Source organism: Novosphingobium sp. CECT 9465 (assembly GCF_920987055.1).
Taxonomy (GTDB): Bacteria; Pseudomonadota; Alphaproteobacteria; order Sphingomonadales; family Sphingomonadaceae; genus Novosphingobium.
Window position 1 is genome coordinate 2,721,052 of the sequence record NZ_CAKLBX010000001.1, and the last position, 17,788, is coordinate 2,738,839.

General features: G+C 60.8%; 20 protein-coding genes, 1 tRNA gene and 1 other RNA gene. 15 read left to right on the forward strand and 7 right to left on the reverse strand.

The window, feature by feature from the left end:
• Positions 1–174: 174 nt before the first annotated feature.
• Entirely contained in the window at positions 175–813 is a 639-nt protein-coding gene (locus LUA85_RS13215) for a TetR/AcrR family transcriptional regulator (RefSeq protein ID WP_231470694.1), read from the reverse strand.
• 141 nt (positions 814–954) lie between these two features.
• Here LUA85_RS13215 and LUA85_RS13220 point away from each other — a divergent pair, with 141 nt between their 5' ends.
• The 12 genes from LUA85_RS13220 to LUA85_RS13275 all read left to right on the forward strand — a co-directional run bounded on the left by LUA85_RS13220 (position 955) and on the right by LUA85_RS13275 (position 9,439).
• On the forward strand, positions 955–1,395 hold the full coding sequence (locus tag LUA85_RS13220; protein WP_231470696.1) for a nuclear transport factor 2 family protein: 441 nt from the start codon (positions 955–957) through the stop codon (positions 1,393–1,395).
• Between the two features lie 35 nt (positions 1,396–1,430).
• A complete protein-coding gene (locus LUA85_RS13225; RefSeq protein WP_231470698.1) occupies positions 1,431–1,799 on the forward strand; it encodes a hypothetical protein in 369 nt (122 codons plus the stop codon).
• A 208-nt stretch (positions 1,800–2,007) separates the two neighbouring features.
• Complete coding sequence (locus LUA85_RS13230) at positions 2,008–2,754, forward strand: glutathione S-transferase N-terminal domain-containing protein (RefSeq protein WP_231470700.1); 747 nt, start codon at positions 2,008–2,010, stop codon at positions 2,752–2,754.
• 102 nt (positions 2,755–2,856) lie between these two features.
• The gene (locus LUA85_RS13235) at positions 2,857–4,092 is read left to right on the forward strand and encodes a cytochrome P450 (protein WP_231470709.1); all 1,236 of its coding nucleotides are present in this window, start codon (positions 2,857–2,859) and stop codon (positions 4,090–4,092) included.
• Between the two features lie 19 nt (positions 4,093–4,111).
• Complete coding sequence (locus LUA85_RS13240; RefSeq protein ID WP_231470711.1) at positions 4,112–4,528, forward strand: nuclear transport factor 2 family protein; 417 nt, start codon at positions 4,112–4,114, stop codon at positions 4,526–4,528.
• A gap of 35 nt (positions 4,529–4,563) precedes the next feature.
• Complete coding sequence (locus LUA85_RS13245; RefSeq protein WP_231470713.1) at positions 4,564–4,968, forward strand: nuclear transport factor 2 family protein; 405 nt, start codon at positions 4,564–4,566, stop codon at positions 4,966–4,968.
• A 159-nt stretch (positions 4,969–5,127) separates the two neighbouring features.
• Positions 5,128–5,571: a Mov34/MPN/PAD-1 family protein gene (locus LUA85_RS13250; protein ID WP_371823729.1), complete on the forward strand. Its 444-nt coding sequence runs from the start codon at positions 5,128–5,130 to the stop codon at positions 5,569–5,571.
• 156 nt (positions 5,572–5,727) lie between these two features.
• Positions 5,728–6,369, forward strand: coding sequence for a histidine phosphotransferase family protein (locus LUA85_RS13255; protein ID WP_231470715.1), 642 nt, complete (start codon positions 5,728–5,730; stop codon positions 6,367–6,369).
• An 18-nt stretch (positions 6,370–6,387) separates the two neighbouring features.
• Positions 6,388–7,092 (forward strand): N-acetylmuramoyl-L-alanine amidase, encoded by a 705-nt coding sequence (locus LUA85_RS13260; RefSeq protein WP_231470717.1) that lies wholly within the window; start codon positions 6,388–6,390, stop codon positions 7,090–7,092.
• 8 nt (positions 7,093–7,100) lie between these two features.
• Positions 7,101–7,521, forward strand: an RNA gene (gene rnpB, locus LUA85_RS13265) — RNase P RNA component class A.
• A 44-nt stretch (positions 7,522–7,565) separates the two neighbouring features.
• Complete coding sequence (locus LUA85_RS13270; protein WP_231470719.1) at positions 7,566–8,516, forward strand: cation diffusion facilitator family transporter; 951 nt, start codon at positions 7,566–7,568, stop codon at positions 8,514–8,516.
• 347 nt (positions 8,517–8,863) lie between these two features.
• A complete protein-coding gene (locus LUA85_RS13275) occupies positions 8,864–9,439 on the forward strand; it encodes a fasciclin domain-containing protein (protein ID WP_371823689.1) in 576 nt (191 codons plus the stop codon).
• Positions 9,440–9,539: 100 nt separating this feature from the next.
• On the opposite strand, the gene clpX is transcribed toward LUA85_RS13275, so the two are convergent.
• Positions 9,540–10,796: an ATP-dependent Clp protease ATP-binding subunit ClpX gene (clpX, locus tag LUA85_RS13280; RefSeq protein WP_231470721.1), complete on the reverse strand. Its 1,257-nt coding sequence runs from the start codon at positions 10,794–10,796 to the stop codon at positions 9,540–9,542.
• Positions 10,797–10,949: 153 nt separating this feature from the next.
• Positions 10,950–11,657 (reverse strand): ATP-dependent Clp endopeptidase proteolytic subunit ClpP, encoded by a 708-nt coding sequence (gene clpP / locus LUA85_RS13285; protein ID WP_305799995.1) that lies wholly within the window; start codon positions 11,655–11,657, stop codon positions 10,950–10,952.
• Positions 11,658–11,851: 194 nt separating this feature from the next.
• Here clpP and LUA85_RS13290 point away from each other — a divergent pair, with 194 nt between their 5' ends.
• On the forward strand, positions 11,852–13,315 hold the full coding sequence (locus LUA85_RS13290) for an amidase (RefSeq protein WP_231470729.1): 1,464 nt from the start codon (positions 11,852–11,854) through the stop codon (positions 13,313–13,315).
• A gap of 6 nt (positions 13,316–13,321) precedes the next feature.
• Here the strand turns inward: LUA85_RS13290 and LUA85_RS13295 are convergent, their stop codons facing one another.
• From LUA85_RS13295 to LUA85_RS13305, 3 genes are all read right to left on the reverse strand, one after another.
• The gene (locus LUA85_RS13295) at positions 13,322–14,008 is read right to left on the reverse strand and encodes a hypothetical protein (protein WP_231470731.1); all 687 of its coding nucleotides are present in this window, start codon (positions 14,006–14,008) and stop codon (positions 13,322–13,324) included.
• Between the two features lie 234 nt (positions 14,009–14,242).
• Positions 14,243–15,811 carry a trigger factor gene (gene tig, locus LUA85_RS13300; RefSeq protein ID WP_231470741.1) on the reverse strand — a complete coding sequence of 523 codons (1,569 nt, stop codon included), beginning with the start codon at positions 15,809–15,811 and terminating at the stop codon, positions 14,243–14,245.
• An 82-nt stretch (positions 15,812–15,893) separates the two neighbouring features.
• Positions 15,894–15,978: transfer RNA gene (locus LUA85_RS13305), tRNA-Leu, on the reverse strand.
• Between the two features lie 131 nt (positions 15,979–16,109).
• Between LUA85_RS13305 and LUA85_RS13310 the strand changes: the two genes are divergently transcribed.
• Together LUA85_RS13310 and LUA85_RS13315 are read left to right on the forward strand one after the other, a co-directional pair.
• Positions 16,110–16,295, forward strand: a complete 186-nt coding sequence (locus LUA85_RS13310) for a hypothetical protein (RefSeq protein WP_231470743.1) — start codon at positions 16,110–16,112, stop codon at positions 16,293–16,295.
• Between the two features lie 181 nt (positions 16,296–16,476).
• On the forward strand, positions 16,477–17,073 hold the full coding sequence (locus tag LUA85_RS13315; protein WP_231470745.1) for a twin-arginine translocation pathway signal protein: 597 nt from the start codon (positions 16,477–16,479) through the stop codon (positions 17,071–17,073).
• Between the two features lie 505 nt (positions 17,074–17,578).
• On the opposite strand, the gene LUA85_RS13320 is transcribed toward LUA85_RS13315, so the two are convergent.
• The gene (locus tag LUA85_RS13320) at positions 17,579–17,746 is read right to left on the reverse strand and encodes a hypothetical protein (protein ID WP_231466483.1); all 168 of its coding nucleotides are present in this window, start codon (positions 17,744–17,746) and stop codon (positions 17,579–17,581) included.
• Positions 17,747–17,788 lie beyond the last annotated feature (42 nt).

Below are 17,788 nucleotides of genomic sequence, written 5' to 3' on the forward strand. Positions count from 1 at the left end.
TGCGTATGATCTGACAGCACGCCCGTGAATGCCAGCCACCTTCTTTCGGCCTAAGCCTTGCGGCTTTCACCTTTACGTCACGCCGCAGGTGAAGGCTCTGGCGGCTGGGCGTTCTCGACGCGATTATTCGCACAGCGCACGATCTCTGTGTCGTCGCCATCAGAATTTAAGTTCCTAAGCGGTATTGGTCAGCGCGCGCATTATGAAGCTTACGGCAAAATCAGCCCATGCGCGCGCATGGGGAGAGGGACGGGAATCATGCCCCGCTCCCAGCAAATCCAGCATCGCCGATTGTCCCAGGGACAGACTGATGGCCGCCATGAGCAATTCGCGGGATTCGATCGTTGCAGTGAAATGCCCTGATGATCTGCCACGCATGAGGGCGGATTCGATGATTTGTTCAAGCCTTGCGTGATAGCTTGCGATCCGGTTCCGACTGGATATCTGGGCGCCGTCCTGGATGATCTGGTCAGCGATGAAGCGCGCGCCGTAGGTTTCGTTCTCAAGAAAGATGCCACGCACTATGAACTCGATGGCGTCGGGCGGAGACATGGCATCGAAGTCCACGTCGCGAACGAAGCCTGAGCTTTCATCGGCCAGCGAAGTCAGCGCTTCCGCGTACAGGTTTTCCTTGTTCTGAAAGTAGTGGAAGACCAGTTGTTGGCTGACACCCGCGATCCTGGCAATTTCATCAACCCGGCCGCCTCCCAGCCCGTGTCGCGCGAACTCCTGCTTTGCAGCCTCGATGATCCGCGCGGGCGCAGGTGTTCGCGCCTTCGTGGAAGCACCCGATCTGGCAGATTTTTCAGTCATCGGACCCGTGCCCAAGTCATGGCTTTGTCCCGCGATCCTGCCCGCATTTGAGTCGGACTCCAACGTTCGCACTCGTCATCTCATCCTCGCGCCTATAGCACCTCGATGTGAGCCGGACAGCGGACAAATCGGGAGAGTGTGATGGATGAAACCGGCAATTCGAGCAAAGAGGCCATTAGCGAGGAGACACGCAAGGTCGCTCTGGCGCTGTTCGAAGGAATGGAGAGCGTCGAAGCGATGGACGCCTTGTTGGCACCCGATGCCGAATGGTGGGGGATCGGTGTAGGCAATCTTGATCGCTCGATCTTTGTGCCGGTGCATAAGCCTTATGTCGATCGGCCGGAGCCGACCTATCGACGCACAAAGTTGCTGGGCCTGATCGTCGATGGGGAACGCGCCGCGATCGAAATGGAATGGGAGATCAGCTGGCCTGACGTCACCTACCATCAATTTTACCATCATGTTCTGATCGTGCAGGATGGCAAGATCCAATCGATGCGAATGTATTTGGACCCCAATGAAGGGGCCAAGCTGTTCGGATCCGCGGATGAGACGCGGGCTATGTCGGAAGCTGATGCGTGAGCGCGATGTCGGCATATCAAGGGAGTGGCGTTGCAATGACAGTACCTACCGAGAAGGAAATCCACGCATTCCTGCACGAGCATATCCGCCTCTGGAATGCTGGTGATCGTGCTGGCTTCGAGAGCCTCTATCGGCGCTACGGCGAAAAGAGCCTGAGCATCGAATATGTCGGTCACCCTGTCGGGGACGGCTGGGAAGCATTCAACCAGCTGTGGGACGGCTACAACGGCAAATTCCGGGTAGAGATTTCGGAAGTTCTGGTAAATGGGCATGAAGGCGCCTGCCATTACGAGAACGTCCTGGTGGAGTCCGGTATCTCCAGCCCCAGTTTGGAGCTTTACGTGTTCGGCGATGGTACGCTGAGCATCCGCTACTTCCACAAGAAAGAACAACTGGACGGTTAACGCCGACCAGTCCGCCGAAAGAGCGGTTGCTGAACGAGGGGATTGCCATGCTTGTTCCGCCATTGCGCATCTGCGGATGCGCAATGGGGGCGCCTGCGCTCGCGACATCTGCAACTGTGCAGGTTCCGACCTTGCACGTCGGCGGGCCCCCCGCAGCTATGGCCTGACCGCGCTATCGCTTCCAACACCCCGCGAACGGGAGGCTGCAATGATCGATGTCTACGTTACGAGTTCGGGCGGATCGCCCAACGTGTACAAGATACTTCTGCTTCTGGAGGAGATTGGCTTCCCCTATCGCCTCCATCCCGTCGATGTGGCGCGTGGGGAACAGTTCGAGCCTGACTTCCTGAAAATCGGACCTAACAACAAGGTCCCGGTCATCGTGGATCAGGCTCCGACGGACGGTGGACAGCCCATCCCGGTTTTCGAATCCGCAGCCATCATGATCTATCTTGCGGATAAAGCGGGCGCGTTTCTTCCTGCGGTTGAAGATGTTCGGGCACGCAGCGCAGTGATTGGCTGGCTGGTCTGGCAGGTCGCCAATCTTGGCCCCTACATGGGCCAGATGTTTCATTTCAAGGTCTATGCCCCCGAAAAGCTGCCATATGCGATCGAACGCTATTCCAACGAGGTGGGGCGGCTCTATGGCGTGATGGAGCGTCGGCTGTCCGAACAGCCCTGGCTTGGATCGGATGCCTACTCGATAGCGGATATGGCGGCATTCGCCGCAACATCAGAGTGGCGGCGCACCGGCCACGATTCAACCAAATTTCCACGTTTGCTTGAATGGCGCGATCGCATCGAAGCGCGTCGCGCCTATGTTCGGGCCTATGCCGAAAAGGATTACGGCAAAGCTGAAATTGGCGCTGCTTCGTTGTTTGAAGAGACCACCTGGGCGCGCCTTTTTCGCCAGAATGAAGATACGATCGCGCAATATCAGGCCGGCAAGGCCTGAGACATCGCGTCCATATACACGGAGGTCGACGTTGCAACGGCTGGAAAACAAGGTGGCAATCATCGCCGGTGGAGCGACAGGGATCGTCGAAGAGGCACGGGCATGACAGCCGTCCCCGAACTCCATGGGCTGGATATCTCTCGCCTGCGCGATATCGATCTGTTCGCACCGTCGCTGAAATCCGATCCTCTCCCGGCTTTCAGGGAATGGGTACGATACGAACCGTTTTATGCCATCATCGCCGGTGCTCCGGCGGCTGTGGTCACACGATATCACGATGTTGCAGCGGCGTTTTCGGATCATGAGAAGCTCAGCAGCGAAAAACCCCGGTTGGCGGGCTGGGAAAGGCTCGACTATTTCAACGGCGAACTCAACATCGCCTTCAGCGATCCGCCCGTCCACACCCGCCTTCGCAAGACGCTGGCTTCACCGCTGCTTCCCAGCGCGGTCAGGCCACTGACGGCTGCCATTCAACACATCGTGTCGAGCCTTCTGGACCGAGTGGAGGGCGACACGATGGAGGTCATGTCCCAGCTGGCGCTGCCTGCCGCCCGCAACGTCATGCTGGGAGCGTTGCTTGGTCTGCCGGAAGCCGACTTCGATATATTCATCACTTTGACCCATGAGATGTTCAGCTTGGGCGATCAGCCGGAGGGCGCGGGTCACCCACCGAGCTACGAGGCCGCTTGGGCATCCGCGCGTCACTACATCGATGCGGTGATCGATCGCGAACAGGCGGCGCCGACTGACGGCGTGATCGGCCAACTGGCGCGGGCATATCGCGATGGCACGTTGAGCCGCGGCGAAATGGTTGCACAGATGATCACGCTATACGCGGGTGGCACTTCGCCAATAGCGACGTTGATCGGTTCTGCTCTGCTGATGCTTGCACGCCATCCCGAACAACTCGCTCTCTTGCGCGCCGAACCTCATCGGATGGAGGCGACGATCGATGAAGTCCTACGCTATCACTCCCCTGGCCTGTTCAACTTCCGCTTCGCCAGAGAAGACTTCGACTTGAACGGCCTTTTCGTCCCTGCCGGCATGCCGGTTTATATGGTCGGTCACGCCGCGAATTTCGATCCCGATATCTACGATGATCCATTTGCTTTCGATATCGCGAGAGAGCGCAAGCCGCTGCTCGTCTTTGGCCGCGGGATTCATTTCTGCATCGGGTTCCACGTGGCCAGGCTGGTAACCCGCACGGTTCTGGAAGCTACGCTGGAGCGGTTCCCGCAGATCGTGCTGGCCGACGCGGAAATCGAATATACCGGCAATCCGCAAGAACGGGCACCCGTCGCGGTGAGACTGCAAGTTGCTCGCTCGATATCTGTATGATCTCGATGAAGGATCTCCCATGAACTTTTCCCCGGCAGATGCGCTCGAAATCTACAATGTGCTGGGAAAATACGGCAACCTCATTGATTTCGAGGAATGGCATCGCATCCCGGAAGTATTTGCGCCCGACGCCATTTTCGACGTTACGGCGACTGGGTATCCGGCGATGATCGGGCTTGCCGAAATCATGGAGAAGATGCCCCGCTTTGCCGGAGAGGCGAGGTATTTCCATCTTCATATGACGACCAGCCCGGTCATTGAGAGTATGTCTGCGGATGCAGCACATGTAAGGAGCAGGGTTCTGGCAATCCATCTCGACAGATGTGTCGATTCAGGGGTTTATGACGATCATTTCGTTCGCAGCCCGGCTGGATGGCGAATAGAACGACGGACCACGATTCCCATGAAGGTTCCCGTTCCCGCCCCCGTCACATAGATGAGAGGCGCCATTTTTACTATCGGGGGCGATCGATGGACCAAAATGTCGAGAAATTGCGCGCAATCGCCTGCGAGGCGATGATCGCCTTGGCGGAAGGCCGTTTTGACGAAGCCGATTTGCTGTTCCATGCCGACGCGGAGTGGTGGATCATCGGCCAGGGGACACTATCCCACGCCAGGGTTCGTGCCTTGGCTGAACAGACCGAGGGCGAACTGGTCAAGCGCGAGCTCAAGATCACAGGCACGATTGCCGAGGGCAACAAAGTCGCCGTGGAGGCCCGCGGGGCTATGGCATTCGCAGATGGAACTGCGTACGAGAATACCTATCATCATGCGATCACGTTCATGGGTGAACAGATCATCTCGGTTCGCGAATATTTCGATACCCATTATGTCCGGCAGGTGTTCGGAGGCGACACTTACGAGATCACGCCCTGACCGGTGCCTGATGACCCATGCTTGATCCAGCCGGACGTGAACGCGATAAACATTCTGTATCGGGACGTGATATCTCTGCCCGCACATCACGCATGAGGCATTGCGGTTCATGGGAAAGCGCGATCAGTACAGAAATTTACCATCCCGGCGGTGCAGGACATGATTCCCGGCAAGCTGGAATCTGGTCCGGCGGCGTTCGACAGCGCGGCTCTCGCGATCAACCGAGATGCCGTCACCGGCATGCTTGCTGCCGCGCGTGAGGCCGCGCCCGACGAAGCCTGCGGCCTGTTGCTAGGCGAAGGCTCCCACATCAACACAGCCGTCCCCACCGCCAACGTCGCCGCCGATCCTGCCCGCCACTTCGAGATCGACCCTGCCGCGCTGGTTGCCGCGCACCGCGCGGCGCGCGATGGTTCCGGCGCGCAAGTGCTGGGCTATTTCCATTCGCACCCCAACGGCCTCGCCCGCCCTTCTGCCACTGACATGCAATGCGCCGCGCGGGACGGGCGGATATGGGCGATAATTGCTGACAGCGCGATTACGTGTTGGTCCGATGGGCCGGACGGCTTCGAACCGCTTTCCTATGCGGTCACGGGCGGCTAAGGCTGGCCTTCGAAAGATGAGAGAGATGCCAGTCCCTGTTCCCGGAACACGCCCTTCCTTCAAGGATTGCGTGTTCATCGGATCAGGGCGTGGCACCGCCTCCTGTACACCGTAACCCGCGTAACGTTATTCAGGCAAAGGGATAGATTCCTGAACATGACCGCTTCCCCCATCGACCTTGCCAGCCTGCTCTGTTCGCGCCTGTGCCATGATCTGCTCAGCCCGGTAGGCGCTCTTTCCAACGGACTGGAACTCCTCGCGGAGGAGAAAGACCCGGAAATGCGCCAGCGCTGCTTCGAACTGCTGGAACAAAGCGCCAAGGCATCGGCCGACAAGCTCAAGTTCTTCCGCCTCGCCTTTGGCGCTGCGGGCGGTTTTGGCGATTCCGTTTCGGTCAATGAAGCGCGCGCTCTGGTCGATGCATTGGTCGGCGCGAACAACCGCGTTTCAGTCAACTGGATGTTCGGCGTCGATTCGCTGCCCAAGCCAGCGGTCAAGACGCTGCTCAACCTCGCCCTGATCGGCCTTGATGCGCTGGTGCGCGGCGGTACGCTCGATATCGGCGCGGAAGTCAGAGATGGCACGACTGAAATCGTCGTGCGCGCCGCTGGTCAGCGCATCGCCTTCGATCCGACCATCGGCCAGGCGCTGGAAGGCACACTGCCCGCCAGCGATCTGTCCAGTCGCACTGCGCCCGCTGCAATGGTCCAGCAACTTGTCTCGGCGACGGGCGGCACGGTCCAGGTCCACGTCACGGCGGAAAGCCTGGTCATGGGCGCGGTTCTCCCCTCGGCTTAAGGGAGCTCGCCCAGCCTCATGCGCCGCTGGCTTGTCCATCGCGAGGTGCCCTCGCCCAACTGGAACGAGCGCAGGCTTCCGGTGTCGATGGTCGTGCTGCACTACACCGGGATGGAAACAGCACAGGCCGCGCTCGATCGGCTCTGCGATCCGGCGGCGGAAGTCTCTGCGCACTACCTGATCGACGAAGATGGCACGGTCACCGGGCTGGTCGATGAAAGCAAGCGGGCGTGGCATGCCGGGCGCGGAAGCTGGCGCGGGATAACCGACGTCAATTCCGCCAGTGTTGGCATCGAACTCGTCAATCCGGGCCACGAATTCGGCTACCGCCCCTTCACCGACGAACAGATCGAGGCACTGCTGCCGCTGCTGGCGGACATCGTGAAGCGGCACAATATTCCGCGCGCCAACGTCGTCGGCCATTCCGATATCGCGCCCGCCCGCAAGGACGATCCCGGCGAACTGTTTCCATGGGAAGTCCTGGCCCGCCACCGTCTGTGCCTGCCCACGCCCAAGCTCAAGATGCGCCTGATCTATGACAACGAAGGCGCGTTCTTTCTGGCGCTTGAACGCTTCGGTTATGATATTTCCGACCAGAAGGCCGCCGTCCGCGCTTTTCAGCGGCGCTGGCGGCCCCACCGGATCGATGGCGAAGTGGACGGACAGATCGGGGCATTGCTTTTCGAACTGCTGTTGGAACGCGATCTGGGTCATGCTAGGTGACCCCCGTGCCAGGGGGCCGGGCAGCCGCGTCAGGAGCAATCCTGCCGAGGAAAGTCCGGGCTCCACGAAACAAGGGTGGCGGGTAACGCCCGCCGGGCTGGGGATTAACGTCCCCGGTCAAGGGAAAGTGCCACAGAGAGCAGACCGCTAATCCCGGATCACAAATCCGGGACAGCAAGGGTGAAAGGGTGCGGCAAGAGCGCACCGCGCGACCGGCAACGGAAGCGGCATGGCAAACCCCACCCGGAGCAAGATCGAATAGGGACTGCGCGCCTTTCGGGGCAGGCTTGTTTCGGGCCAGCAGTCCGGGTTGATTGCTTGAGCGTTCCGGCAACGGTCCGCCTAGAGGAATGGCTGCCAGTGCCGATACGGTCCACTTGTGGGATACCGTCGGCGCTACAGAACCCGGCTTACAGGCCCCCTGGCGCTTCAAAGACGTTTCCTGTTCCGCCGGGAGGCGTTAGGGACAAGGCATGTCCGGCGGTCACCACCATCACAGTCACGATCATGCACATGGGCATGCCCACGGGCATGGCCATTCCCACGCGTCAGCCAGCTTCGGCCGCGCCTTCGCGGTAGGCATCGGGCTGAACCTTGCGTTCGTGGTCATAGAAGCGGTCTACGGCGTGATTGCAGGCTCCATGGCACTGGTGGCCGATGCCGGGCACAACCTGTCCGATGTGCTCGGCCTCGTCATCGCGTGGATCGCCAGTGTGCTTGCCGCGCGACCGCCGTCTGCCCGGTTCACCTATGGCTTCAAGTCCAGTTCGATCCTTGCCGCGCTGGGCAATGCCGCATTCCTGCTGGTGGCGCTAGGCGCGATCCTAGTTGAAACGATCCGCCGCCTGATCGATCCCGAACCCGTCGCGGGCGGGCCAGTGATGATCGTCGCCGCGATCGGCATCGTGATCAACACCGCCACCGCGCTCATGTTCATGCGCGGACGGCATCACGATATCAACATACGCGGGGCCTACCTGCACATGGCGGCAGACGCGGCGGTTTCAGCAGGCGTGGTCGTGGCGGGCCTGCTGATCACGCTGACGGGGGCGCAGTGGATCGATCCCGTCACCAGCCTCGTCATCGTCGGGATCATCGCGGTGGGCACATGGGGCCTGCTGAAGGATTCGCTTAAGATGAGCCTGCTCGGCGTTCCTGCGGGGATCGATGAACGCAAGGTGCGCCAGTTCCTCACAGGCCTGAATGGAGTCGAGGCGGTTCACGACCTGCACATCTGGCCGATGAGCACGACCGAGACGGCCCTCACCGCCCATCTTGTCATGCCCGGCGGCCACCCCGGCGACGGCTTCCTGCACCACCTTGCGCATGAACTTGAGCACGATTTCGGGATCGGCCACGCCACCGTTCAGGTCGAGACGCTGGTCGGCCACGAATGCACATTGGTGAACGATCACACGGTATGACCTGATCTTGCGGGCATTGGCCCAAAGGACATGGTGCGATGCCCGGTCATGAGGTTCATTCCCGGTGCCGGAGATATTCACACCGGCGCGGATGCACCCCTTCGCCTCGGTTGCTCCCATGCCGCTGCGACAATCTCGTTCCCTTCGATCGCAAGGCAATACCTCGCGGCGCGCTGCTTCCATTGCAGCGCGCCGTTCTTTGATTTTTGCCTATCGATCAAGACCCTGCCCCAAGGGCCATGTCGTTTTCGCAATCCATCGGCACCATCTCACGCAGCGGACGGGGCACCCCGGTTGCCCCAATGACGCGCACCGGGCCCACTCAATTTTTCGAGCAAGGAACACCGATGACACGCAAATTTCTGATCGCCGCACTCGCTGCAACCGTCGCCACAGCGATCCCTGCCTTCACCACGCCCGCAATGGCATCGCATCACAACGAAAAAGTCATGGTCGGCGGCGCTGAAATGCTGCCCAGCCGCACCATCGTCGAAAATGCCGTGAACTCCGCCGATCACACCACGCTGGTCGCTGCGGTGAAGGCCGCGGGCCTGGTCGATACGCTGAACAGCGCTGGCCCTTTCACCGTGTTCGCACCAACCAACGCCGCCTTCGCCAAACTGCCAGCAGGCACTGTCGACACGCTGCTCAAGCCCGAAAACAAGGCCACCCTTGCCAAGATCCTGACCTATCATGTCGTTGCCGGAAAGGTGACTGCCGCTGACGTCGTTGCGCTCATCAAGGCCGGTGGCGGCATGGCAAAGATCACCACCGTTTCCGGCGACACGCTCACCGCATCGCTGATGGGCAAGACCGTTATGCTGACCGATGAGAAGGGTGGCGTTGCCCATGTTACGCAGGCCGATGTGATGCAGAAGAACGGCGTGATCCACGTGACCGATTCGGTCTCTATCCCTAACTGAGCTATCGCGCCGCTTCGGGTCGCACCTCAGGCGCAAAACAGAAAGGGCGGGTGCCTTGCAGCACCCGCCCTTCTAATGTGTCAGGCTCCAGCGGAGACGTTCAGGCCGCCTCTTCCTTGCCCTTGAGAACGCGGACCGGGTCCTTGCGGCCTTCAACGACGTCCTTATCGACGACGATTTCGGCAATATCGGTTTCGGTCGGCACGTCGAACATCGTATCGAGCAGCAGGCCTTCGACGATGGAGCGAAGGCCACGCGCGCCGGTCTTGCGCGCAATGGCCTTCTTGGCGATGGCTTCAAGCGCATCGTCGGTGAAGGTCAGCGCCACGTCTTCCAGCTCGAACAGCTTGGCGTACTGCTTGATCAGCGCATTCTTGGGTTCGCGCAGGATCTTGACCAGAGCCTCGATGTCGAGGTCTTCCAGCGTCGCGATCACGGGCAGACGGCCGACGAATTCGGGGATAAGGCCGAACTTGAGCAGATCCTCAGGCTCCGCCTTTTGCAGCAGTTCGCCGATCTTGCGCTTTTCAGGATCGGCAACGTGTGCACCGAAACCGATCGAGCGCTTTTGCAGGCGGTCGGAGATGATCTTGTCGAGGCCCGCAAACGCGCCGCCACAGATGAACAGGATGTTCGTCGTATCCACTTGCAGGAACTCCTGCTGCGGATGCTTGCGGCCACCCTGCGGCGGGACGGAGGCCGTGGTGCCTTCCATCAGCTTGAGCAGGGCCTGCTGTACGCCTTCGCCCGAAACGTCGCGCGTGATCGAAGGATTTTCGGCCTTGCGGCTGATCTTGTCGATCTCGTCGATATAGACGATCCCGGCCTGCGCCTTTTCGACGTTGTAATCCGACGCCTGGAGCAGCTTGAGGATGATGTTCTCCACATCCTCGCCCACATAACCGGCTTCGGTCAGCGTGGTGGCATCGGCCATGGTGAAGGGCACGTCGAACGTCTTGGCAAGCGTCTGCGCCAGCAGCGTCTTGCCCGAACCGGTGGGGCCGACGAGCAGGATGTTCGACTTCGAAAGCTCGACCTCGCCGCCCTTGCCGCTGTGCTTCAGCCGCTTGTAGTGATTGTGCACGGCAACCGACAACACGCGCTTGGCGCGGTCCTGTCCGATCACGTAATCGTTCAGAGTCTCGAAGATGTCGCGCGGGGTTGGTACACCGCCATCCTTCTTGCCAGCGATGCCGGCCTTGGTCTCTTCGCGGATGATGTCGTTGCACAGTTCGACGCATTCATCGCAGATGAACACGGTCGGCCCGGCAATGAGCTTGCGCACTTCGTGCTGCGACTTCCCGCAGAAGCTGCAGTAGAGGGTGCTCTTGGTATCCGATCCGGAAAGCTTGGTCATTCGTCCATCCCAGGCGCCTCTCCACGAGAGGCGGGTCCGTTTATCCTACTACCACAAGGGCATTAATCAACCGGACTCGAAAACAGGTAACATGTTCTTATCCCCGCGCGCCTTTCGCTGGGCTTAAGGCGCGCGGGAAAAGACACCGCAAAATCAGGCAGGCGCGCCGCCAGAACCTTCGGTTTCACCTACGGAATCGGTGGCAGGGCGCGATTCGAACACCTTGTCGACAATGCCGAACTTCAACGCTTCCTCGGCTTCGAGGAAAGTATCGCGGTCCATCGCCTTCTCGATTTCGTCGAGCGTACGGCCGGTGAACTTCACATAAAGATCGTTCATGCGCTTGCGGATTCGCAGGATTTCGCGGGCCTGAATCTCGATGTCCGATGCCATGCCGCGCGCGCCACCCGAAGGCTGGTGCACCATGATTCGCGCATTGGGCAGCGCGATACGCATGCCGGGTTCGCCAGCTGCCAGCAGGAACGATCCCATCGATGCGGCCTGCCCGATGCACACGGTCGAAACGCGCGGACGGATGTACTGCATCGTGTCATAGATCGCGAGACCCGCCGTGACGACGCCGCCTGGCGAGTTGATGTACATCGAGATGTCCTTCGAAGGGTTTTCCGATTCGAGGAACAGCAACTGGGCGATGATCACCGAGGCCATGTGGTCCTCGACTTCGCCCGTCACGAAGATAATGCGTTCGCGCAGCAGGCGCGAATAGATATCGAAGCTGCGTTCGCCACGGCTCGATTGCTCGACCACGACCGGAATCAGGGCACCGGTTACGGGATCGTGGTTGAACTTGCCCTGGGCTCCGTAAACACTGGCGCTCGAAGCGCCGAACAGGTCGAGCATGGGAATCCTCATCTGGTTAGACCTCGCTATGTCGCGTGCCACGGCGCGATGTTCAAGGGCGTTAACCGCAAATCCGCGCAAACCCGTGGATTGACGCAAATTGCGCACACAAAGGTGTTGCGGCGCTACTGTGGTGCTTGCACTCAGCGATACAGGGGCAGCGGATGCATGCGTTGGCAACGGGAGGGAGCGACATGAAAAATTCCGCGGTGATTCTGGCACTTATGGCCGGACTGGCGGCCCTTCCAGCGCAGGCCCAATCCGTTTCCGATTACCTGGCCCGGATCGCCGCACTCGATGATTCGGGGCCGATGCTGAATGCCGTGCTGGCGATCAACCCCGATGCGGTGAAGGAAGAAACGGCGAGCAGATCGATCAAAGGGCCGCTGTCGGGCAAGGCCGTGCTGGTGAAGGACAATATCGAAGCAGCCGGTCCGCTGGCCACCACCGCCGGAAGCCTTGCCCTGAAGGACAACGTCACCGGGCGAAATGCCCCGCTGGTGGCGGGCCTGCGCAAGGCGGGAGTGGTCATCCTTGGCAAGACCAACCTTTCCGAATGGGCGAATATCCGTTCGTCTTCATCGTCCAGCGGGTGGAGCGCGGTGGGTGGACAGACGAAAAACCCCCATGCGATCGATCGCAGTCCGTGCGGATCGTCGTCCGGCAGTGGTGCAGCGGTGGCAGCCGGGCTTGCCTGGGCAGCCATCGGCACCGAAACCAACGGCTCGATCTCGTGCCCGGCTTCGGTCAACGGCATCGTCGGATTCAAGCCCACCGTCGGCATGGTCAGCCGCACCCGCATCGTGCCGATCAGCCACAGTCAGGATACCGCCGGGCCAATGACCACGAGCGTTGCCGATGCTGCGCTGCTGATGAACGCCATTGCCGGAACCGATCCATCCGATCCCGCAACGGCTGAGGGGGACAAGCGCAAGGTCGATTTCACCGCCGGTCTCGCCAAAGCCAGCCTCAAAGGTGTGCGGCTGGGCGTGATGCGCAAGCAGGCGGGCAGCCATGCGGCTCTGCTGGCCCTGTTCGAAAGGGCGCTGGCCGATCTCAAGGCCGCCGGCGCCGAACTGGTCGACATCGATTTTGAACCCGCGCCCGAAGCGGGACGCGAGGAATTCACGGTGCTGCTTTACGAACTGCGCGAGGACATGGGTGCTTATCTGCGCTCACTGCCCGGCACAGCCAAACCGCGCTCGCTGGCCGATCTGATCGCGTTCAACAGGGCCACCCCGGAGGAACTGCGCTGGTTCGGGCAGGACATCTTCGAACTGGCCGAAACGACGACCGACAAGGCCGCCTACGAAGCCGCCCGCGCCAGTTCGCTCAAGCGCGCCGGGGCCGATGGCATCGACCGCCTGCTGCGCGAAAACCGCGTCAGCATGCTGATCGCGCCGACTGACGGCCCGGCCTGGCCGATCGACCCGGTGCTGGTCGATCACTTCAGCAGCGTTGGCGCGGGCGGTCTTGCCGCGGTCGCGGGCTATCCTCACCTCACCGTGCCGATGGGCGCGGTCGAAGGTCTGCCGATCGGCCTGTCGTTCATCGGCGCCAAGTGGACCGACGCGCAGATCCTCACCGCAGGCGCTGCCTACGAACGCGCACGGACAGTGGCAGTGCCGGTGCCCGGCTTCAAACGCTGGGGCGAGTAACTGCAGCTAATCCACACGCGCAACTTCGCGCAGGGCCGCCAGCGCTTCGGTCTGCGATTGCAGGGCGCGATGGCGGGCATTGGCGCGGGCGATGCGCGTTCTGGCGTCGGCTTTGCGCCCCCCGCCATGGAAGCGCGCCAGCCAGGTCCGTGCCTCGCGCAGCCAGTGCCCTATCCTGTCGAATACTGCGCCGCTGCCCGCAACCGCCAAAGCGCGCGAACGCGGGATCGGCGCAATCGAATCCGTGGCATACGGCTGGGAAACTACGGGCGAAACCACCGTGGGGTCCTCCACGGCAAGGGGTTTCATGGCGAGCGCACGGTCGAGCAGATCTTCGGTCATCATCGCAACGAGTGCTTCCTGCGTTGGGGGTTGCCCGGTCGGGACCGGCGTCTTTGCTGGCTTGCCCGCGGGGGATCGGACCTTGCGGCTTGCTCCCGCGCGAGGCTTGCGCGCCTTGGGAGCAGCGGACTTGCGGCGGTTGGCCGGTTTTGCCGCCGCAGGCGGCACATCCGGCCACGGAATGGTGGTGATCGATGCACCGCGCGGTGGCGGAACGATCAAGCCCGCCGGAAACGCTGGCGGATTGCCCGTCCGCAGCAGGAATGCCGGTTCCGCCTTGGCGCGACTGCGCCCTCGCTTCTTGCCGTGGTGGCGCGGTTTGGAGGCGACGCGATTGCGGACGGTGTGCATGGCAGTTCCCTTGAAGAGAGGGTTCTTGCCGATGGATTCTGACACAACACGATTCGATCGCGAATCGCCAACCTGATCGGGTTCGGACCGACCGGAGCAATCCTCAACAACTTACGAATTCATACGGCGCACAAACACGTAATCCGACGCCCAAAACGGCAACGGCCCGGCATGCCGAAGCACACCGGGCCGACCGATATCCCGCCCCGTCAGGCAGGATCAATCCGAAATGGTTCAGCCTTCGACCTTCTTCTTGGCCGGGGCCTTCTTCTTGGGAGCAGGCGCTTCCTCGTCGGCCATGTCAGCCGCAGGAGCATCCTCAGCCGCAGCCTTCTTCTTCGGAGCAGCCTTCCTGGGCTTTTCCTCAGTCGTGGCTTCAGCAGCAGGAGCATCCTCGGCAGGGGCTTCGTCAGCAGCCGCCTTCTTCTTCGATGCGGCCTTCTTCGCAGGCTTGGCTTCGGTGGCAGCAGCGCCATCCTCGGCTTCGATCGCGGCCTGCAGTTCTTCCTTGGTCACTTCGCGTTCGGTAACTTCGGCCTTGTCGAACAGGAAATCGACAACCTTGTCTTCATAAAGCGGGGCGCGCAGCTGGGCTGCGGCCAGCGGTTCCGAACGCACGTATTCGGCAAAGCGCTGGCGGTCTTCCTCGCGGTACTGCTGCTGCGCCTGACGGATCAGCATTTCCATTTCCTGCGCGGTTACCTGAACGCCATTGGCCTGGCCGATTTCCGACAGGAGCAGGCCCAGACGCACACGGCGCTCGGCAATCTTGCGGTAATCGTCCTTCTCGGCTTCGATTTCCTTCAGCGCATCCTCAGGGTTTTCTTCGCCCTGGGCTTCCTGCTGAAGCTGCTGCCAGATCTGTTCGAATTCGGCTTCCACCATCGAAGGCGGAACGGCAAAATCGTGACCCGCGGCAAGCTGATCGAGCAGCGCGCGCTTCATCTGGGTACGGGTAAGGCCCGCCGTTTCCTGCTCAAGCTGGCCGCGCAGAAGCCCGCGCAGCTGCTCGATGCTTTCAAGGCCGAGCATCTTGGCGAATTCGTCATTGGCTTCGAATTCGCCTGCAACCTTCACCGCCTTCACGGTGATGTCGAAGGTGGCGTCCTTGCCCTTGAGGTTTTCGGCCGGGTAATCTTCGGGGAAGGTCACGGTGATGACCTTTTCGTCGCCCACCTTCACGCCGACAAGCTGTTCCTCGAAGCCGGGGATGAAGCGGCCAGCGCCCAGTTCCAGCGGGGTGTCTTCCGCCGCGCCACCATCAAAAGGCACACCATCGACCTTGCCGAGGAAATCGATGATGATCTGGTCGCCGTCCTTTGCCACCGCGCCTTCTTCGGCATCGGTGTAGGACTTCTGGCCTTGCGCGATGCGGCCAATCGCTTCGTCAACCTGCTCGTCGGTGACGGGCACGGTCAGCTTTTCCAGCTTCAGACCTTCGAGCGACGGTGTTTCGACCACCGGCAGCACTTCCAGCTCAACCGTCAGCTCGGCATCCTTGCCAACATCATAGCCTTCACCCAGCGCAACCGCAGGCTGCATGGCAGGGCGCAGCTTGTGGTCGGCAACCAGCTTGTCCATCGCATCGCGAATGGATGTCTGGAGCGCTTCCTGGTGAAGCTGCGCGCCGTGCATCTTGCGCACGAGGTTGGCGGGCACCTTGCCGGGGCGGAAGCCGGGCATCTTGATCTGCGGCGCGATCTTCTTGACCTCACCATCGACCCGCGCGGCGATATCGCCCGCAGGGATGGTCACGGTATAGGCGCGCTTCAGGCCCTCGTTGGTGGTTTCGACGATCTGCATCCTGATCCAACCTTCATCTATGTCACGCGCGCCCCCAACAGAATCGGCGCGGCAAAAGCTGTTCGGACGCCGGCGCGCGGTCTGGTGCGGGCGAAGGGACTCGAACCCCCACATCTTGCGATGGCAGGACCTAAACCTGCTGCGTCTACCAGTTCCGCCACGCCCGCATCCGGCGAAAAGCGAGCGGTGCCCCTATCGCAGTGGCCAACAAAGGGCAAGCGCCTTGGATTTACCTTGTGGAACCTGACGCAACAAGCGCACGTTCAACCCCAAAACCCCGCTCTTAAGGACCCGCGCGATGGCCACCAACCCAGAAATCCCCCAGCCCGACCGAATCGAACCCCAATCGCCACCGGAGGCCCCGCCGGTGACCCAACCCGACGAAGTGCCCCCGGTAATCCAGCCCGATGAAACGCCGGTGGTGGAACCCGATACGGTAGAACCCGGCAGCCCGCCAGAAGTCGTGCCGCCAACGCCGGATTGAATCGCATAGGCCAGCCGATGGCGAGCCTTCCGAACGCTCCCTCCCCAAAATATCGTCGCCCGGACCCGATCCGGGGTGAGGCTCGCTTTTCTCGTTACGCGAGACAAATCCTCCTCTTGCATCAAAGGTTTTGGCGGTCCTCAAATCACCCGTTACGCTTCACCCCAAGGAGCAAAACGCCATGAATTTGAGGATCACCGCCGCTCTCGCAACGATCACGCTGGCAATGGTCAGCCCGGCAGTCACATCGGCAGCAACCGATGCCGCACCCGCCGTGGCCCCAAAATCGCCGTGGATCGCCGCCGATTTCAAGGTGCCGGTGCTGGTGGAAACACCGACCTTCAAGGTCGTGCCGCTCAGCCCCGCCCTGGCGAAGGTGGATTTCGATGCTTACATGTCATCCATAGACCACCTGCAAAAGACATTCACGCGCAGCACCGCCTGGCCCCACGCGGGCATCACCGATGCCGACGCCGTGCTCGATATGGAAACCGAACAGGCCCGCTTCACCAAACGCGAATCCTTCGCCTACGCCGTCCTCACACCCGATGGCCTGCGCGAACGCGGTTGCATCTATGTCTACCCCAGCCCGCTCAAAGGCTACGACGCCATGGTCCGCATCTGGGTGACCAAGGCCGAACACGACGCAGGCTTCGACGCCGAACTTTACGCATGGGCCACCAACTGGCTGAAAACGGACTGGCCGTTCGCGAAAGTGGCCTATCCGGGACGCGCGATTGCGTGGGGTGAATGGGATGGGTTGGTTGCGGGGAAGTAGGTCGCAGGTTTTACTGGAGATGGGGCAAGAATGGCTGCTTATCAGCTCAGGCCCGCTAGAACGGTATGTCGTCTTCTAGAGTGCCACCAAACCCTCCTACCGATGATGACGCATTAGGTCGTGTTGGAGGCGCGGGCAACATTTGGGTTGGCGCACCGAGGCGCTCACGCTCTTGATCCTCGGCAACCTTATCCTGGCCGATCCATTTCAGAATCGTGCCAACAGTTTGATAGGCATTCGGCGCGTCAGCCAAAGTAGAGGTTACTCCTTGAATGCTGGCAAGGAAAGCTGTCGCCACTAAAGCAACGTCTGCATAGTTTAGTCGAGGGCGATTCAGCTCGACGGAAAAGTTATCTAACTGGGCGATTAGCTTAGTTCTTCGCTTCGCAGGCATATCCGAGTGTTCTATAAGCCCTCTCAAAATGGAAAGCTGCCCTTCGATTTTGGCCTTCGTTGCCGATGCTAGCTGAACTGAATGGGTGCTTGAAACTAGGCCGTGAACCCATTAACGCGACGGTGTCTGAGCCTTCTTGATCTGTCGCACCGCCCAGATGACAATCGGAATTGTCAGAATCAGGAACACGATAAGTCGGGTGTTCCACTGCTCACCGCTGAAGAATGCGATCAAGGCAGCGGCAAAGAAGAATAGCGTCCAAGACATCCAGGGCTTCATAGGGTTCATCGTAACACGCCTTTCCTTGTTGAGCGAAAGCTG

Excerpts from the sequence above, each read along its gene's own strand:
- LUA85_RS13220 (WP_231470696.1), top strand. The coding sequence starts at position 955 with ATGGATGAAACCGGCAATTCGAGCAAAGAGGCCATTAGCGAGGAGACA.
- LUA85_RS13260 (WP_231470717.1), top strand. The coding sequence starts at position 6,388 with ATGCGCCGCTGGCTTGTCCATCGCGAGGTGCCCTCGCCCAACTGGAAC.
- LUA85_RS13235 (WP_231470709.1), top strand. The coding sequence starts at position 2,857 with ATGACAGCCGTCCCCGAACTCCATGGGCTGGATATCTCTCGCCTGCGC.
- LUA85_RS13275 (WP_371823689.1), top strand. The coding sequence starts at position 8,864 with ATGACACGCAAATTTCTGATCGCCGCACTCGCTGCAACCGTCGCCACA.
- LUA85_RS13295 (WP_231470731.1), bottom strand. The coding sequence starts at position 14,008 with ATGCACACCGTCCGCAATCGCGTCGCCTCCAAACCGCGCCACCACGGC.
- LUA85_RS13310 (WP_231470743.1), top strand. The coding sequence starts at position 16,110 with ATGGCCACCAACCCAGAAATCCCCCAGCCCGACCGAATCGAACCCCAA.
- LUA85_RS13255 (WP_231470715.1), top strand. The coding sequence starts at position 5,728 with ATGACCGCTTCCCCCATCGACCTTGCCAGCCTGCTCTGTTCGCGCCTG.
- LUA85_RS13225 (WP_231470698.1), top strand. The coding sequence starts at position 1,431 with ATGACAGTACCTACCGAGAAGGAAATCCACGCATTCCTGCACGAGCAT.
- LUA85_RS13290 (WP_231470729.1), top strand. The coding sequence starts at position 11,852 with ATGAAAAATTCCGCGGTGATTCTGGCACTTATGGCCGGACTGGCGGCC.
- LUA85_RS13270 (WP_231470719.1), top strand. The coding sequence starts at position 7,566 with ATGTCCGGCGGTCACCACCATCACAGTCACGATCATGCACATGGGCAT.
- LUA85_RS13215 (WP_231470694.1), bottom strand. The coding sequence starts at position 813 with ATGACTGAAAAATCTGCCAGATCGGGTGCTTCCACGAAGGCGCGAACA.
- LUA85_RS13230 (WP_231470700.1), top strand. The coding sequence starts at position 2,008 with ATGATCGATGTCTACGTTACGAGTTCGGGCGGATCGCCCAACGTGTAC.
- LUA85_RS13240 (WP_231470711.1), top strand. The coding sequence starts at position 4,112 with ATGAACTTTTCCCCGGCAGATGCGCTCGAAATCTACAATGTGCTGGGA.
- clpX (WP_231470721.1), bottom strand. The coding sequence starts at position 10,796 with ATGACCAAGCTTTCCGGATCGGATACCAAGAGCACCCTCTACTGCAGC.
- LUA85_RS13245 (WP_231470713.1), top strand. The coding sequence starts at position 4,564 with ATGGACCAAAATGTCGAGAAATTGCGCGCAATCGCCTGCGAGGCGATG.
- tig (WP_231470741.1), bottom strand. The coding sequence starts at position 15,811 with ATGCAGATCGTCGAAACCACCAACGAGGGCCTGAAGCGCGCCTATACC.
- clpP (WP_305799995.1), bottom strand. The coding sequence starts at position 11,657 with ATGCTCGACCTGTTCGGCGCTTCGAGCGCCAGTGTTTACGGAGCCCAG.
- LUA85_RS13320 (WP_231466483.1), bottom strand. The coding sequence starts at position 17,746 with ATGAAGCCCTGGATGTCTTGGACGCTATTCTTCTTTGCCGCTGCCTTG.
- LUA85_RS13315 (WP_231470745.1), top strand. The coding sequence starts at position 16,477 with ATGAATTTGAGGATCACCGCCGCTCTCGCAACGATCACGCTGGCAATG.
- LUA85_RS13250 (WP_371823729.1), top strand. The coding sequence starts at position 5,128 with ATGATTCCCGGCAAGCTGGAATCTGGTCCGGCGGCGTTCGACAGCGCG.